At 69.0% G+C, this 15,662-nt stretch carries 13 protein-coding genes; 6 read left to right on the top strand and 7 right to left on the bottom strand.

All coding sequences use genetic code 11. The features are described 5' to 3' along the window. Positions 1-57: 57 nt before the first annotated feature. The 6 genes from pgl to tkt form a co-directional block, all read right to left on the bottom strand. A complete protein-coding gene (gene pgl, locus ITJ50_RS17180) occupies positions 58-828 on the bottom strand; it encodes a 6-phosphogluconolactonase (RefSeq protein ID WP_017887258.1) in 771 nt (256 codons plus the stop codon). 100 nt (positions 829-928) lie between these two features. Continuing rightward, positions 929-1,873, bottom strand: a complete 945-nt coding sequence (locus tag ITJ50_RS17175) for a glucose-6-phosphate dehydrogenase assembly protein OpcA (protein WP_071244913.1) — start codon at positions 1,871-1,873, stop codon at positions 929-931. After that, a complete protein-coding gene (gene zwf, locus ITJ50_RS17170) occupies positions 1,870-3,408 on the bottom strand; it encodes a glucose-6-phosphate dehydrogenase (protein ID WP_194591002.1) in 1,539 nt (512 codons plus the stop codon). Before zwf ends, ITJ50_RS17175 begins: the two co-directional genes overlap by 4 nt. 22 nt (positions 3,409-3,430) lie before the next feature. Further along, on the bottom strand, positions 3,431-5,029 hold the full coding sequence (locus tag ITJ50_RS17165; protein ID WP_017887261.1) for a hypothetical protein: 1,599 nt from the start codon (positions 5,027-5,029) through the stop codon (positions 3,431-3,433). Beyond that, positions 5,029-6,141 (bottom strand): transaldolase, encoded by a 1,113-nt coding sequence (gene tal, locus ITJ50_RS17160; RefSeq protein ID WP_017887262.1) that lies wholly within the window; start codon positions 6,139-6,141, stop codon positions 5,029-5,031. Before tal ends, ITJ50_RS17165 begins: the two co-directional genes overlap by 1 nt. 138 nt (positions 6,142-6,279) lie before the next feature. Beyond that, positions 6,280-8,373 (bottom strand): transketolase, encoded by a 2,094-nt coding sequence (gene tkt, locus ITJ50_RS17155; protein ID WP_017887263.1) that lies wholly within the window; start codon positions 8,371-8,373, stop codon positions 6,280-6,282. Between the two features lie 424 nt (positions 8,374-8,797). Here tkt and ITJ50_RS17150 point away from each other — a divergent pair, with 424 nt between their 5' ends. Continuing rightward, positions 8,798-9,724, top strand: a complete 927-nt coding sequence (locus ITJ50_RS17150; RefSeq protein WP_017887264.1) for a heme o synthase — start codon at positions 8,798-8,800, stop codon at positions 9,722-9,724. Between the two features lie 450 nt (positions 9,725-10,174). Here ITJ50_RS17150 and ITJ50_RS17145 read toward each other — a convergent pair whose 3' ends face one another. After that, positions 10,175-11,149, bottom strand: coding sequence for a COX15/CtaA family protein (locus tag ITJ50_RS17145; protein WP_056068705.1), 975 nt, complete (start codon positions 11,147-11,149; stop codon positions 10,175-10,177). Positions 11,150-11,400: 251 nt separating this feature from the next. Between ITJ50_RS17145 and sufB the strand changes: the two genes are divergently transcribed. From sufB to ITJ50_RS17120, 5 genes are read left to right on the top strand one after another with little or no spacing between them, the layout of a single operon-like run. After that, the gene (gene sufB, locus ITJ50_RS17140; protein ID WP_017887266.1) at positions 11,401-12,819 is read left to right on the top strand and encodes a Fe-S cluster assembly protein SufB; all 1,419 of its coding nucleotides are present in this window, start codon (positions 11,401-11,403) and stop codon (positions 12,817-12,819) included. Beyond that, complete coding sequence (gene sufD / locus ITJ50_RS17135; protein ID WP_194591001.1) at positions 12,820-14,130, top strand: Fe-S cluster assembly protein SufD; 1,311 nt, start codon at positions 12,820-12,822, stop codon at positions 14,128-14,130. It abuts the gene before it with no gap. Further along, positions 14,130-14,456: a non-heme iron oxygenase ferredoxin subunit gene (locus ITJ50_RS17130; protein ID WP_017887268.1), complete on the top strand. Its 327-nt coding sequence runs from the start codon at positions 14,130-14,132 to the stop codon at positions 14,454-14,456. Before sufD ends, ITJ50_RS17130 begins: the two co-directional genes overlap by 1 nt. Before the next feature lie 57 nt (positions 14,457-14,513). Continuing rightward, positions 14,514-15,290 (top strand): Fe-S cluster assembly ATPase SufC, encoded by a 777-nt coding sequence (sufC, locus tag ITJ50_RS17125; RefSeq protein WP_194591000.1) that lies wholly within the window; start codon positions 14,514-14,516, stop codon positions 15,288-15,290. Next, the gene (locus ITJ50_RS17120; protein ID WP_017887270.1) at positions 15,290-15,619 is read left to right on the top strand and encodes a metal-sulfur cluster assembly factor; all 330 of its coding nucleotides are present in this window, start codon (positions 15,290-15,292) and stop codon (positions 15,617-15,619) included. The genes sufC and ITJ50_RS17120 overlap by 1 nt, the downstream gene beginning before the upstream one ends. Positions 15,620-15,662 lie beyond the last annotated feature (43 nt).

Genomic DNA, 15,662 nt, shown 5'->3' with positions numbered 1-15,662 from the left:
GGACAGGAGGCCGGGTGCTAGCGGGCACCGGGCCTCCTGTCCGTCAGGAACGCGCGTCTAGTACGTCGACGCGATCAGGTTCTCGGGGACGTCGCGGGCGGCGTCCTGGTCGACGAAGAAGACGGTGCGCTTGCGGCCCTGCACGCCTCCGACGGGGACGTCGTCGACCGACGCGCCGGCGAGGGCGAGCCCCAGCACCGACGCCTTCTCGGCGCCGGACAGGATGACCCAGACGCGCTGCGAGGCGTTGATCACCGGGTAGGTGACGGTCAAGCGCTGCGGCGGCGGCTTGGGGGAGTCGTCCACCGACACGACAGCGCGGTCGGTGACGGTGAGCTGCGGGAACTCCGGGAAGAGCGACGCGGTGTGTCCGTCCGGGCCGACACCCAGCAGGGTGATGTCGAAACGCGGAGCAACGGCACCCTCGGGCGCGGCGTCCTGCAGCTCACGCTCGTACTGGCTCGCAGCGGCCTCGATGTCGAGCCCGCCGTCCGAGGCCGGCATCGGGTGGATGTTCGACGCGGGGATGTCCACGTGGTCGAAGAAGTCGGTCTGCGTGCCGGTGGTGTTGCGGTCGGCGTCGTCCGACGGGACCCAGCGCTCGTCGACCCACCAGACGTGCACCTTCGACCAGTCGACGCTCTCGCGCGCTGGCGACTGGCCGATCGCGGCGAGGACGAGGGACGACACCGAGCCACCGCTGATCGCGATGTCGGCGCGCTCCTGCTCGTCGAGCACGTCGATGATCTTGGTGATGAAGCGTGCGGCGACCGAAGCGCCGAGGGCCTGCTTGTCGGGGTGCACGAGCACCCGCCGTTCGTTGGTCACGTGACTCCCGTGTTCGTGGCGGCCGACCGGTCGTCCGACCGCCTTCGGTCCGGTCGGACCGCCTGCACCAGACAGACGGCCCGACCGTGTGGGGTGTGGATCAGCGGGCGATGGTCTCGCGCAGCTGGGGCACCCCGTGCTTGACGACGTCTCCGAAGAGGACGTCCGGGTCGAGTCTACGGAGTTCCTCGGCCAGGCAGTCACGCAGGTTGCGGCGTGGCAGCGACAGGTCGTGCGTCGGCTGCCCGGGCATCGAGAGCGTGGCGACGTCCACCAGGGAACGCTCGAGCTCGATGGTCCCGGACTCGCGGACGAGCTTCACGCCGTGGATACCGCTCGACCCCGTCGCACGGGGCGACGTGACGACGGACACCGGCACCCGGAGCTGCAGCTGCAGCCAGGCGGCGAGCAGGATCGTCGACGGGCTGTCGGACGCTCCGGAGACCTCGACCGCGGTGATCGGCTCGTACGGCGGCTGGTCGAGCGCCGCGGCGAGCTGGTTCCGCCACAGGGTGAGACGGGTCCAGGCGAAGTCGGTGTCACCCGGCACGTAGGACGCGCCGAGGGCCTCGATCGCACCGTTCGGGTCCTTCTGCGCGGCAGCGTCGGTGATCCGGCGCTGCGCGATGCGGCCCAGGGCCGACGCCGCGGGCTGCTCCGGAGCCGTCTGCGGCCACCAGGCCACGACGGGTGCGTCCGGCAGCAGGAGCCCGGTGACCAGGCTCTCCTCGTCGGTCGCGGTCTCGCCGTACGCACGGAGGACGATGACCTCGCTCGCACCCGCGTCGCTGCCGACACGGATCTGCGCGTCGAGGCGCCCGGGGGACTTCGTGTCACCGCTGTTCTTCGAGACGATGATCACGCGCATCGGGTGCTCGCGGGACGCTTCGTTCGCCGCCTCGATCGCCTCTTCCTCGTGGCCGAGGGCCGTCGAGATGATGAGGGTCAGCACCCGGCCGAGGGCGACGGCGCCGCCCTCTTCGCGGATGCGGACGAGCTTCTTCTGGATCTTCGACACCGTGGTGTCGGGCATGTCGATCTTCACGGACGCCTCCAGGTCCGACCGTCGCGGGCGAGCAGGGCATCGGCGGATGCCGGACCCCACGTGCCGGGACGGTACTGCTCGGGCTGGCCCTGCGTGGCCCAGAACTCCTCGATGGGGTCGAGGATCTTCCAGGACAGCTCGACCTCCTGGTGCCGCGGGAACAGCGGCGGGTCACCGAGGAGCACGTCGAGGATGAGTCGCTCGTACGCCTCGGGGGATGCTTCGGTGAACGCGTGGCCGTAGCCGAAGTCCATCGTCACGTCGCGCACCTGGGTGCCGACGCCCGGGACCTTCGATCCGAAGCGGAGCGTGACGCCCTCGTCCGGCTGGACGCGGATCACCAGGGCGTTCTGCCCGAGCGGGGACTGCGAGTTGCCGTAGACGTCCTCGGGGACGCGCTTGAACACGATCGCGATCTCGGTCACACGACGGCCGAGACGCTTGCCGGCGCGCAGGTAGAACGGGACGCCCTGCCAGCGACGCGTGGCGATGTCGAGCTTGATCGCCGCGTAGGTCTCGGTGCCGGACTCGGGGTCCATGCCGCCTTCCTCGAGGAAGCCGAGCACCTTCTCGCCGCCCTGCCACCCACCGGCGTACTGCCCGCGGGCGGTTGCGGTGGAGAGGTCATCGGGCAGACGAACGGCGGAGAGCACCTTCTCCTTCTCGGCGCGCAGGTCCGCGGCCTTGAACGAGACGGGCTCCTCCATCGCGGTGAGCGCGAGGAGCTGCAGCAGGTGGTTCTGGATGACGTCGCGCGCCGCGCCGATGCCGTCGTAGTACGCGGCTCGTCCGGCGACGCCGATGTCCTCGGCCATCGTGATCTGCACGTGGTCGACGTAGTTCGAGTTCCAGATGGGTTCGTACATCTGGTTCGCGAACCGGAGCGTCAGGAGGTTCTGGACAGTCTCCTTGCCGAGGTAGTGGTCGATGCGGAACACGTCGTCGGGAGCGAAGACGCTCTCGACGATCGCGTTGAGCTCGCGCGCGGTGCGGAGGTCGGAGCCGAACGGCTTCTCGACGACCACACGGCTCCAGGAGCCCACGCGCTTCTCGGTCAGCCCGGACAGCTTGAGCTGCTCGGTGACGACCGGGAACATCTTGGGTGGGATGGACAGGTAGAACGCGTGGTTGCCCAGCGTCCCGCGCTCGGCGTCGAGGTCGTCGACGGTGCGCTTCAGCTCGCGGAACGCCTCGGGGTCGTCGAACGAGCCCTGCACGAAGCGGATGCCCTGTTCGAGCTGACGCCAGACGTCCTCGTCGAACGGGGTGCGGGAGTGCTCCTTGACGGCGTCGTGCACGAGCTGGGAGAAGTCTTGGTCCTCCCAGTCGCGACGAGCGAACCCGACGAGCGCGAACCCCGGGGGCAGGAGCCCTCGGTTGGCCAGGTCGTAGACCGCGGGCATCAGCTTCTTGCGTGACAGGTCGCCCGTCACACCGAAGATGATGAGCGTGCTCGGTCCCGCGATCCGGTTCAGTCGACGATCCGTCGGCAGCCGGAGCGGGTTGTGCTCCGGGGTGATTGCCACCGGTGACATGAGTCGGTGAACTCCTTACGAGTCAGGGGGAGACGGCGGCCGCGATCGCCGCGGTGGCGGCGAGGACGTCCGACGTGGTGAGGGTGAGGACCGGTCGGCCGTGTTCGGCGAGGACACTCGCGTCACCGGCCGCCTGGGCCTGGAGGAGCTGCCCGAACGTGAACGGCCGACCCGGGATCGCCAGGTCCTCGGCTTCGTCGGCCACGATCTGCAGGAACACTCCCGTTGCGGGGCCGCCCTTGTGGTACTGGCCGGTCGAGTGCAGGAACCGCGGGCCGTACCCGAAGGTGACGGGGCGTTCCGTGCGCGCCGCGATCGCGTCGCGCAGCGACTCGAGGCCGCTGTTCGCGGTGCGGTCGACGTACGCCTGCACCGACACGTAGCCGGTCGGGTCGAGTGCGGACACCAGGCCCGACACGGCTTCCGAGAGCGTCGCACCGATGGCGAGTCCGGGCGTCGCGCGGACGGCGATGCCGTCCTCGGAGAACGCCGGCTCAGCCGCGGCGGGGCGGTCGTCGAGCAGTGCGCGCGTCGCGACCTTGGCGGCCTCGACGTCGGGCTGGTCGAACGGGTTGATGCCGAGCAGGCGACCGGCGACCGCGACGGCGTACTCCCAGACGAGGATCTGGCCACCGAGCGTGCCGGTGATCTCGACCTCGCCCTCGGCCACGTGACGCTCGTCCTCGCGCGAACCGACCAGGCGGATGACCTGGACGTCGGGCAGGCCGGCGGTGACCTCGGGGGAGTCCGCGTGCAGCACGACGGGCAGCAGGCCGCGGCCGTCCTTGCCGGTCGACTCCGCGATCAGCTGTTCGACCCAGTCGCCGAAACCGACGATGTGCGTGCCGTCGGGCACGATGGCGATCTTGTCGCGCAGCGGCTCGGTGCCGGCGAGGACCGCACCGAGCACGAGCCCGGGGTTCTCGTCCAGGTCGACCGAGAGCAGCGCGGAGATGGCGTCGGCTTCGTCGAGGAGCTCGGCGATGTCCGCTCCGGCGAGACCGGACGGCACGAGGCCGAAGGCGGTGAGCGCGGAGTAGCGGCCGCCGACGGTGGGGTCGGCAGTGAAGACGCGGTACCCGGCGTCGGTCGCGGCTGCCTCGAGCGCGGAGCCCGGGTCGGTGACGACGACGATGCGGCCGGCCGGGTCGATGCCGGCGTCGCGGAACGCCTGCTCGTAGACCCGGCGCTGCGAATCGGTCTCGAGCGTCGAACCGGACTTCGACGAGACGACGAGCACGGTGCGCTCGAGGTCGGTCGTCACGGCGGCGTGGACCTGCGCGGGATCGGTCGAGTCGAGGACCGTGAGGGGGACACCGGCCGTGCGCGTGATGACCTCGGGTGCGAGCGACGAGCCGCCCATGCCGGCGAGGACGACGTGGTCGACCCCTTCGGCACGGAGCGACTCGCGCAGCGCGGTCACCTCGGCGACGAGCGGGCGGGAGACCGAGACGGCCTCCACCCAACCGAGGCGCTTCGACGCCTCGGCCTCGGCGGTGGCTCCCCACAGATCGGCGTCCTGGGCGGTGATGCCCGAGGCCACCAGGTCAGCGACGAGCCGCGGGACCACCTGTTCGATGGCCCGCGCGGCGTCGCCGCTGGCTGCGATGGAAACCGTCACTACTTGGCGCCCTCGAGCGCTGCCTTGACGGTGTCGACGAGCTCGCCCCAGGAGACGTTGAACTTGTCCACGCCCTCCTTCTCGAGCAGCGCGACGACCTCGTCGTAGTCGACACCCTGCGCGGCGAGCTGGTCAAGGACCTGCTGCGCCTGGTCGAAGGTGCCGGCGATGGCGTCGCCGTGGATCTCACCGTGGTCGAACGTGGCGTCGAGCGTCTTGCCCGGCATCGTGTTGACGGTGTTCGGGGCGGCGAGCTCGGTCACGTAGAGCGTGTCGGGGAGCGACGGGTCCTTGACACCGGTCGAGGCCCAGAGCGGACGCTGCGTGTTGGCACCGGACTCGAGCAGGCCCAGGGCGCGCTCGGAGGCGAACGCCTCGGTCCAGACCTGGTAGGCGAGCTGCGCGTTGGCGATGCCGGCCTTCGACTTCAGGGCCTTGGCCTCGTCGGTGCCGACGGCGTCCAGGCGCTTGTCGATCTCGGAGTCGACGCGCGACACGAAGAACGACGCGACCGAGTGGATCTTGGAGAGGTCGTGGCCGGCGGCCTTGGCCTTCTCGAGCCCACCGAGGTAGGCGTCGATGACGGCGCGGTAGCGCTCGAGCGAGAAGATCAGCGTGACGTTGACGGAGATGCCCGCGCCGATGACCTCGGTGATCGCCTCGAGACCCTCGAGCGTCGCCGGGATCTTGATGAGGACGTTCTCCTTGCCGACCTTCTCGAACAGGAACTTGGCCTGCTCGATGGTCTTGGCGGTGTCGTGCGCCAGACCCGGCTCGACCTCGATCGAGACGCGGCCGTCGAAGCCCTTGGTCTCGTCGTAGATCGGCTTGAAGACGTCGGATGCGTTCGCGACGTCCTGCGTGGTGATCGCGAAGATCGCGTCGGTCACGTCGGTGCCCGCAGCGGCGAGCTCCTTGACCTGCGCGTCGTAGCGCTCGCCCTTGGCGAGGGCCGACGCGAAGATCGTCGGGTTCGTCGTCACACCGACGACGTTCTTCTGCTCGATGAGCTCGGTGAGCTTGCCGGTCTCGAGGAGCTCGCGGGAGAGGTCGTCGAGCCAGATGCTCACGCCGACCGCGGAGAGGGCGGCGGTGGGGGTGTTCTCAGCCATGTGTTTCTCTTCTTCTTTCATCGACGGGTCCGTGAGGACCGTGAGTCGGGGTTTCGGGGACGGGAGGCCCGTGGCGGAACCGAGCCGGGCCTCCCGGAAGAAGGGCCGGATCCGGAAACCGGACCCGGCCCTTGCAGGTCAGGAAGCTGCGATCGATTCCTTCGCGGCGGCCACGACGTGCTCCGTCGTGAAGCCGAACTCCTTGAAGAGCGTCTGGTAGTCGGCCGAGGCACCGAAGTGCTCGATCGAGACGCTGCGGCCCTTGTCGCCGACGATGTCGCGCCAGCTCATGGCGATGCCGGCCTCGACCGACACGCGAGCGGTGACGTCCTTCGGGAGCACCTGGTCCTGGTAGTTCTCGGACTGGGCGCGGAACCACTCGATCGACGGGGCGCTCACGACGCGGGCGTTGATGCCCTCGGCCTTGAGCTGCTCGCGAGCCTCGACCGCGATCTGGACCTCGGAACCGGTCGCGATGAGGATGACGTCCGGGGTGCCGTTGGGCGCCTCGGCCAGGACGTAGGCGCCCTTGGCGACGTTCTTCGCCGAAGCGAAGACCTCGCCCGAGGCGTCGCCTTCGCCACGCTCGAACACCGGCAGGTTCTGACGGCTCAGCGCGATGCCGGCCGGGCGGTCGGTGTGCTTGAGCATCTCGAGCCACGCGTACGCGACCTCGTTGGCGTCGGCCGGACGGACGACGTCGAGACCCGGGATCGCACGCAGCGACGAGACCTGCTCGATCGGCTGGTGCGTCGGGCCGTCCTCGCCGAGGGCGACGGAGTCGTGGGTCCAGACGTAGATCGCCGGCGCCTGCATGAGCGCGGCGAGACGGACCGCCGGACGCATGTAGTCGCTGAAGATGAGGAACGTGCCGCCGAAGGGGCGGGTGTTCCCGTGCAGGACGATGCCGTTGAGGATCGAGCCCATGGCGTGCTCGCGGATGCCGAAGTGCAGCACGCGGCCGTACGGGTCGGTGCTCCACGTCGAGGTCGAGGCCTCGGCCGGACCGAAGGACTTGGCACCCTCGATCGTGGTGAGGTTCGACTCGGCGAGGTCGGCCGAACCGCCCCAGAACTCGGGCATCAGCGGCGCGATGGCGTTGATGACCTTGCCGGAAGCGGCACGGGTCGAGACGGCCTTGTCCGCCGGGAAGACCGGGAGCGCTGCTTCGAGGCCCTCCGGGAGCTCCTTCGACTGGACGCGGTCGAACAGTGCCTTCTTGTCGGCGTTGGCTGCGGCCCACGCGTCGAAGGACTTCTGCCACTCGGCGTGCTCGGCCTGGCCCTTGGCGACGGCGCCGCGGGTGTACTCGAGGACCTCGGGAGCGACCTCGAAGGTCTTGTCGGTGTCGAAACCGAGGATCTCCTTGAGGCCCTTGATCTCGTCGGCGCCGAGCGCTGAACCGTGGATCTTGCCCGAGTTCTGCTTGGTCGGCGACGGCCAGCCGATGATCGTCTTGAGGACGATGAGCGACGGCTTGTCGGTGACCTGCTTGGCGGCCTCGATCGCGGCGTGGAGCTCCTCGGCGTCCTCGGAGTACTCGCCGTTCTTCTTCCAGTCGACGATCTGGACGTGCCAGCCGAGCGCCTCGTAGCGCTCGGGGACGCTCTCGGAGAACGCGATGTCGGTGTTGTCCTCGATCGAGATCTGGTTCGAGTCGTAGAACGCGATGAGGTTGCCGAGCTGCTGGCGACCGGCGAGCGAGCCCGCTTCGTTGGTCACGCCCTCCTGCATGTCACCGTCGCCGGCGATCACGTAGGTGAAGTGGTCGAACGGCGACTGGCCGGCCGGGGTCTCCGGGTCGAACAGGCCGCGCTCGAAGCGCTGGGCGTAGGCGAAGCCGACCGAGGACGCGAGGCCCTGGCCGAGCGGGCCCGTGGTGATCTCGACACCGTCGGTGTGGCCGTACTCCGGGTGACCCGGGGTCTTCGAGCCCCACTTGCGCAGGTGCTGCAGGTCCTCGAGCTCGAGCCCGTAGCCGTGCAGGTAGAACTGCACGTACTGGAGGATCGAGGCGTGACCGGCGGAGAGGATGAAGCGGTCGCGGCCGATCCAGGTGGCGTCGCTGGGGTCGCGACGCATCACCTTCTGGAAGAGCAGGTGGGCGAGCGGAGCAAGGCTCATCGCGGTGCCGGGGTGACCGTTGCCGGCGGCCTCGACCGAGTCGGCGGCGAGAACGCGGGCCGTGTCGACGGCCTTCCGGTCGATGGCGTCCCAGGTGAATTCAGCCACTTGGATGTTGACCCTTCTTGATGCGACATGTGCGAGGGCTCGTGCCATCGCACGGACATGTGGCCATCCCGGGGCCGAGTCGTGTCGCCGTCTAGCGGCGGCCGACCGGCTCATCGCGGCCGACGTCATCGGGGCGCGCACTGCGGGAGGGCGTGTCCAGCATAGTGACCCGGTACTCAGAAGGGGTTCAGGTGACCCCCGATGTTCACACCGGGGTGGCCGACGACGGTCGATCCGGGCGTGTCGAACGCGTCCCGATCACGCCGGGATGTCGGAGCGGGGCACCGTTGCGGCGCTTCCATCCCGTAAACTGATCGGGACCCGTGGACATTCCGGGTCAGCGCATGCCCGGACGCCGCCGCAGTCGTCCACCGAGTGTGCGAGCTGATGCGAACAGACTGAGGTTCCCTTGCCGACTGCCACCGTGACCCGGCCCGACACCGATCGACCCCGATCGCCGCTGTCCCGCAAGGTCCGTGCGTACGTCTCGTTGACGAAGCCGCGCGTGATGGAGCTGCTGCTCGTCACCACGGCCCCGACGATGTTCCTCGCCGAGCGCGGCGTCCCCGACCTGTGGCTCGTCTTCTGGACGATGCTCGGCGGAGCGATGTCGGCCGGTTCGGCGTCGGCCTTCAACTGCTACATCGACCGCGACATCGACCGGCTCATGAAGCGGACGAGCACCCGGCCGCTGGTCACCGGCGAACTCTCCGACCGTGAAGCCCTCGTGTTCTCGTGGATCCTCGGCGTCCTGTCGACAGCGGTGCTCGGCTTCCTGGTGAACTGGCTCGCCGCGGCGCTCAGCGTCATCGCGATCCTGATCTACGTGTTCGTCTACACGCTGTGGCTCAAGCGCCGCACGCCGCAGAACATCGTCTGGGGTGGCTCGGCCGGCTGCATGCCCGTGCTCATCGGCTGGGCGGGTGTCACCGGATCGCTGACGTGGACCCCCGTCATCCTGTTCATGGTGATCTTCCTCTGGACGCCGCCGCACTACTGGCCGCTGTCGATGAAGTACCGGGACGACTACGACGCCGCCGACGTGCCGATGCTCGCCGTCGTCCGTGGTCGGACCGTCGTCGGCCTGCAGGTCGTCCTGTACGCCTGGGCGACCCTCGTCTGCTCGCTCCTGCTCATCCCCGTCGGGCACATGGGTCCGCTGTACACGGTGGTCGCGCTGGCCGGTGGCATCTGGTTCGTCGTCGAGTCGCACCGCCTGTACTCGCGGGCGATCCAGCACGTCGAGCACGTGCATCCGATGCGGGTCTTCCACAGCTCGATCACGTACCTGACGCTGCTCTTCATCGCGGTGGGCATCGACCCGCTGCTGCCGCAGGTCTTCACCTTCTAGGGCGGTCGCGCCGGCGCCGTCGCAGGCGCGTGCTCGGTCCGCAGGACGCCGTCGTGTCCGGTTGACGCCGTCGTGTCCGCAGGACGCCGTCGTGTCCAGTTGACGCCGTCGTATTGGCAAGACGCCGTCGTGTCCGCAGGACGCCGCCACCCCGACGAGACGCCGCCGAATCCGGCGGCGTCTCGCGCGTTCGGCGGCGTCTCGGCAGGACACCGGCGTCTTGTGCTCGGCACGCGGCGGCCTGGAGGCGCGGTGCGGGCCCGCCACCGGCCTCCCGTCCGCCGCGGGGAGGGTCTGCCGCGGCGCGGACCCGACTGGCTGGGGACCGCACGTGGTGCGGACTCGGTCCGACGGGGCGCCCGGCCGGCCACCACAAACGCGACACCCCACGAGTCGAACGACTCGTGGGGTGTCGGAGAACGGGTGTCGAGCGCGCGACGCGCCCGGGCGTCAGGCGTCGATGGGTTCCCGGACGGCGTCGCGACCGGCCGATGCCCGCGTGGACAGCACCACGGCCGTGACGGCGCCCACGAGGAGCCCGGCGAGCACCATGTGCGTGCCGACGAGCCCGACGGGCAGACCGGTGCGTGCCTGCGTGAGGCCGACCGCGATCTGCAGGAACTCGACGACGAGCAGCAGCAACGGCCACTTGCTCGGCCTGCCCAGGCGGACGGCTCCGATGACGAGCACCAGGGTGAGCGCGAAGAGGGCGTACGCCGGCCAGGCGTGCACGTGCTCCATGACCGCGGGGTCGAACCCGGTGCGGTGCAGGCGTCCGCCGTCGACCGCTTCGTCAGCGCCGGCGTGCGGGCCGCTGCCGGTGGTCAGGATGCCGACGAGCACGGTCACGACGACGGCGGCGACGGTGCCGCGGACGACGCCGGTGTACCAGCCGGGGACGAGCCGCTCGGCCGTGCGGGGGCCGTGCACGGTGCGGTAGACCAGGGCAGCGGTCACCGAGGTGAGCGCGGCGGAGACGACGAAGTGCAGTCCGACCACGAAGGGGTTCAGGTTCGTCCACACGCTCATGCCGCCGATCACGGCCTGCACCGGGATCGCGACGCCCTGAGCGAACGCCAACCAGAACAGTTCCGGCCGCGTGCGGAGCATCCGGACGACCGCCAGGAACATCGCGACGGCCACGATCACGAGCACGAAGGTCAGCAGACGGTTGCCGAACTCGATGATGCCGTGGACGCCCATCTCCGGCGTGGAGACCAGCGAATCCGCCGTGCACTTGGGCCAGGTGGGGCATCCGAGGCCCGACGCAGTGAGGCGGACCAGGCCGCCTGTGCCGATCAGCACGACCTCGACCACGAAGGACGCCCAGGCCAGTGCGACGACGCGGCGGTCGACCGCACGGGGGAGCGACCACCACCGTCCGGTCCGGAGATCCTGCTCGACGGGGGATCCGACGCGTGTCACGAGGGTGGTGCCTTCCTGTTGTTCCGTGCAGTGAACCTGTAGGATTCGAGGGTTCAGCAGCAGTCAAGTCTAGGCAGGCGCCGGCTCCGAATGGGCCGAGATCGCCGATCACTCCACGGACTGCGTGGAACCATAGTCGTTGCGAGGGAGCAGCACCGGGTCCGCATGTCAGCGGTCCACGGTGGAATGGCGTCCAGACGCCACGGGTTGACACCTGTAACGCTGTCCCGCGAGAAGGAAACGAGGAGACCATGTCCGACGTGCTCATCGACCGTCCCGAGCTCGAAGGGCTCGGCCAATACGAGTTCGGCTGGTCCGACTCCGACTCGGCAGGGTCCTCCGCCCGTCGTGGGATCTCGGAAGAGGTCGTCACCGACATCTCGAACCTCAAGGACGAGCCCGAGTGGATGCTGAAGAACCGCCTCAAGGGGCTGTCGCTCTTCGGCCGCAAGCCGATGCCGACGTGGGGTGCCGACCTGACGGGCATCGACTTCGACAACATCAAGTACTTCGTGCGCTCCACCGAGAAGCAGGCGCAGTCGTGGGAAGACCTCCCCGAGGACATCCGTGCGACCTACGAGAAGCTCGGCATCCCCGAGGCCGAGCGCCAGCGCCTGGTCGCCGGCGTCGCCGCGCAGTACGAGTCCGAGGTCGTGTACCACCAGATCCGCGAGGACCTGGAGCAGCAGGGCGTCATCTTCATGGACACCGACACGGCGCTCCGTGAGCACCCGGAGCTGTTCGAGGAGTACTTCGGCACCGTGATCCCGGCCGGCGACAACAAGTTCGCCGCGCTGAACACGGCCGTCTGGTCCGGTGGCTCGTTCGTCTACGTCCCCAAGGGCGTCCACGTCGAGATCCCGCTGCAGGCCTACTTCCGGATCAACACCGAGAACATGGGTCAGTTCGAGCGGACGCTGATCATCGCGGACGAGGACTCGTACGTCCACTACATCGAAGGCTGCACCGCCCCGATCTACAAGTCCGACTCGCTGCACTCGGCCGTCGTCGAGATCATCGTGAAGAAGAACGCCCGCGTTCGCTACACGACGATCCAGAACTGGTCGAACAACGTCTACAACCTCGTCACGAAGCGTGCGATCGCGCACGAAGGCGCGACGATGGAGTGGATCGACGGCAACATCGGCTCCAAGGTCACGATGAAGTACCCGTCGATCTACCTCGCCGGGGAGCACGCCAAGGGCGAGACGCTCTCCGTGGCCTTCGCGGGCCCCGGCCAGCACCAGGACGCCGGCGCGAAGATGATCCACATGGCGCCGTACACGACGTCCTCGATCGTCTCCAAGTCGATCGCCCGTGGCGGCGGTCGTGCCGGGTACCGCGGCGAGGTCCGGGTCGACCCGGGCGCGCACCACGCGGCCAACACCGTGCGCTGTGACGCCCTGCTCGTCGACACGATCAGCCGGAGCGACACGTACCCGGCGATCGACATCCGTGTCGACGACGTGCAGCTGGGGCACGAGGCCACGGTCTCGCGTGTCAGCGAGGAACAGCTCTTCTACCTCATGTCCCGCGGCATGGCCGAGGACGAGGCGATGGCGATGATCGTCCGTGGTTTCATCGAGCCGATCGCCCGCGAGCTCCCGATGGAGTACGCACTCGAACTCAACAAGCTCATCGAGATGAGCATGGAAGGATCCGTCGGCTAGATGTCCAGCACCACCCCTCCCCACATCGACCAGCCGATCGAGCCCGCTGCCGCAGCGCAGGGCGGCACCCAGCACGGCGCCGGAGCCCACTCCGACGGCGGCTGGGACGCCCCCGACAAGAAGGTGCCGGTCCAGACCCGCTCCGAGCGGTTCCAGTCCGGCGACGTCGAGGCGTTCCCGAAGGTCACCGGCCGAGAGGTCAACTGGAAGTTCGCGCCGCTGACCAAGCTCCAGCCGCTGCTGGACGGCCCGCTCGACGGATCCGCCTACCCGTACCTCGCCCGCCAGTCCGAGGGCGCCGACGTCGAGTGGGGTCGCAGCGACGATCCCCGCGTCGGCACCGCCGGCCTGCCCGAAGACCGCGCGGCGGCCGCGGCCTGGAGCGCCCGTGACGCGGTCCTGGCGATCACGATCAAGGCCACCGAAGCGCACGAGTTCATCACGGTGACCCGCTCCGACTTCGGGTCGCAGCCCCGCGCCGCGCACACGGTCATCACGGCCGAGCCGAACGCGCAGGGCATCGTCGTGCTCGACAACCGCGGCAGCGCCCTGCTGAGCGAGAACATCGAGATCGTCGCGCAGCAGAACGCACGACTGACCGTCGTCAGCCTGCAGGACTGGGACGACGACGCGGTGCACGTGTCGACGCACTTCGCCGAGGTCGGGCGCGATGCCTTCCTCAAGCACGTCGTGGTCTCGCTCGGCGGCGACGTCATCCGGGTCAACCCCTCGACGCACCTCGGTGCGCAGGGTGCCGACACCGAGATGTACGGCGTGTACTTCGCCGACGCCGGCCAGTACATCGAGCAGCAGGTCTACGTGAACCACGACGCGCCGAACACGCGCGGTCGGGTCAACTACAAGGGTGCGCTGCAGGGCCAGGGCGCGCACACCGTCTGGATCGGTGACGTCCTGATCGGTCGCGCCGGTGACGGGACCGACTCGTACGAGCAGAACCGCAACCTCGTGCTGACGGACGGCACCCGTGCCGACAGCATCCCGAACCTCGAGATCGAGACGGGCAACATCGAGGGTGCCGGTCACGCGAGTGCCACCGGTCGCTTCGACGACGAGCAGCTGTTCTACCTGCAGTCCCGCGGAGTCCCGGAAGAAGAAGCGCGGCGTCTCGTCGTGCTCGGCTTCCTGGTCGAGGTGATCCAGAAGATCGGTGCGCCCGAGCTCGAGGAACGCCTCATCGCCGCGGTCGAGCAGGAACTCGCCGAGGGCCGTTCGGTCATCGCGGCACCGGCCGAGTCCGGCGCCGAGCCGGCCGCCGCACCGCAGACCGCCGCTCCGCAGGCCAACGCCTGATGGCCGAGAAGGTCTGCGCCGAAGCCGACATCGCGGTGGACAGCCCGATGCGGGTGGTCGTCGGTGGCACGGCGGTCGCGATCGTGAAGGACTCGTCCGGCACGGTCCACGCCATCGGCGACACCTGCACGCACGGCGACATCTCGCTGGCCGAGGGCTTCGTCGAGGGTGACTCGCTGGAGTGCTGGGCCCACGGGTCCCGCTTCTCGCTGACCACCGGCAAGCCGCAGAACTTCCCGGCCTACGAGCCCGTCCCGGTCTTCCGGGTCGAGGTCCGCGACGGCGACGTCTACGTCGACGTCCAGGACGTCGTCCCGGTCGACTGAGCACCCCAACACTTCCCGCGGCTGACGCCGCACCACAGCTGCAACCGAAGGAACGCAATGTCCACTCTGGAAATCCGTGACCTCAAGGTCTCGATCGACACCGACCAGGGCACCAAGGAGATCCTGAAGGGTGTCGACCTCACCATCAACGAGGGCGAGATCCACGCGATCATGGGGCCGAACGGCTCCGGTAAGTCCACGCTGGCGTACACGATCGCCGGCCACCCCCGGTACAACGTCGTCGGTGGCACGATCACCCTCGACGGCGAGGACGTCCTCGCGATGAGCGTCGACGAGCGTGCCCGTGCCGGCATGTTCCTGGCGATGCAGTACCCGGTCGAGATCCCCGGCGTCACGGTGTCGAACTTCCTCCGCACCGCCAAGACGGCGATCGACGGTGAGGCCCCGGCCCTGCGCGGCTGGATCAAGGAACTCCGTCAGTCGATGGCCGACCTGAAGATGGACTCGTCGTTCGCCGAGCGCAACGTCAACGAGGGCTTCTCCGGTGGCGAGAAGAAGCGCCACGAGATCATGCAGCTCGAGCTCCTCAAGCCGAAGTTCGCCGTCCTCGACGAGACCGACTCCGGCCTCGATGTCGACGCGCTGAAGATCGTCTCCGAGGGCGTCAACCGTGCCAAGGCCGCGACCAGCCTCGGTGTGCTGCTCATCACGCACTACACGCGCATCCTCCGCTACATCAAGCCGGACTTCGTGCACGTGTTCGTCGCCGGCAAGATCGCGGAGCAGGGCGGCCCCGAGCTGGCCGACCGCCTCGAGAACGAGGGCTACGACCGCTACGTGCAGGCCGTCGCGGCCGCCGAGGCGCAGGCCTGATGATCGCCGCGCTCGCTCCCGACAAGTTCGACGAGGTCGTCGAGGGCCTGAAGGAGGTCCAGGACCCGGAGCTCGGCGTGAACATCGTCGACCTCGGCCTGATCTACGACCTCGCCTGGGACGACGACGCCAACGCCCTCGTCATCAGCATGACGCTCACCAGCGCCGGCTGCCCCCTGACCGACGTCATCGAGGGAGACACCGCGAACGCCCTGGACGGCATCGTGGACGCCTTCCGGATCAACTGGGTCTGGATGCCGCCGTGGGGTCCGGAACGGATCACCGACGACGGACGCGAGATGATGCGCGCCCTCGGGTTCGCGATCTAGGCGCGACCCACAACGGACGGGAGGCGCGGTGCCAGCTGGCACC

The sequence above is a fragment of the Curtobacterium sp. VKM Ac-2889 genome (genome assembly GCF_015350855.1).
Taxonomy (GTDB): domain Bacteria; phylum Actinomycetota; class Actinomycetes; order Actinomycetales; family Microbacteriaceae; genus Curtobacterium; species Curtobacterium poinsettiae.
Note: the sequence above shows the minus strand (reverse complement) of the source record. Positions and strands in the feature narration are given on the sequence as shown.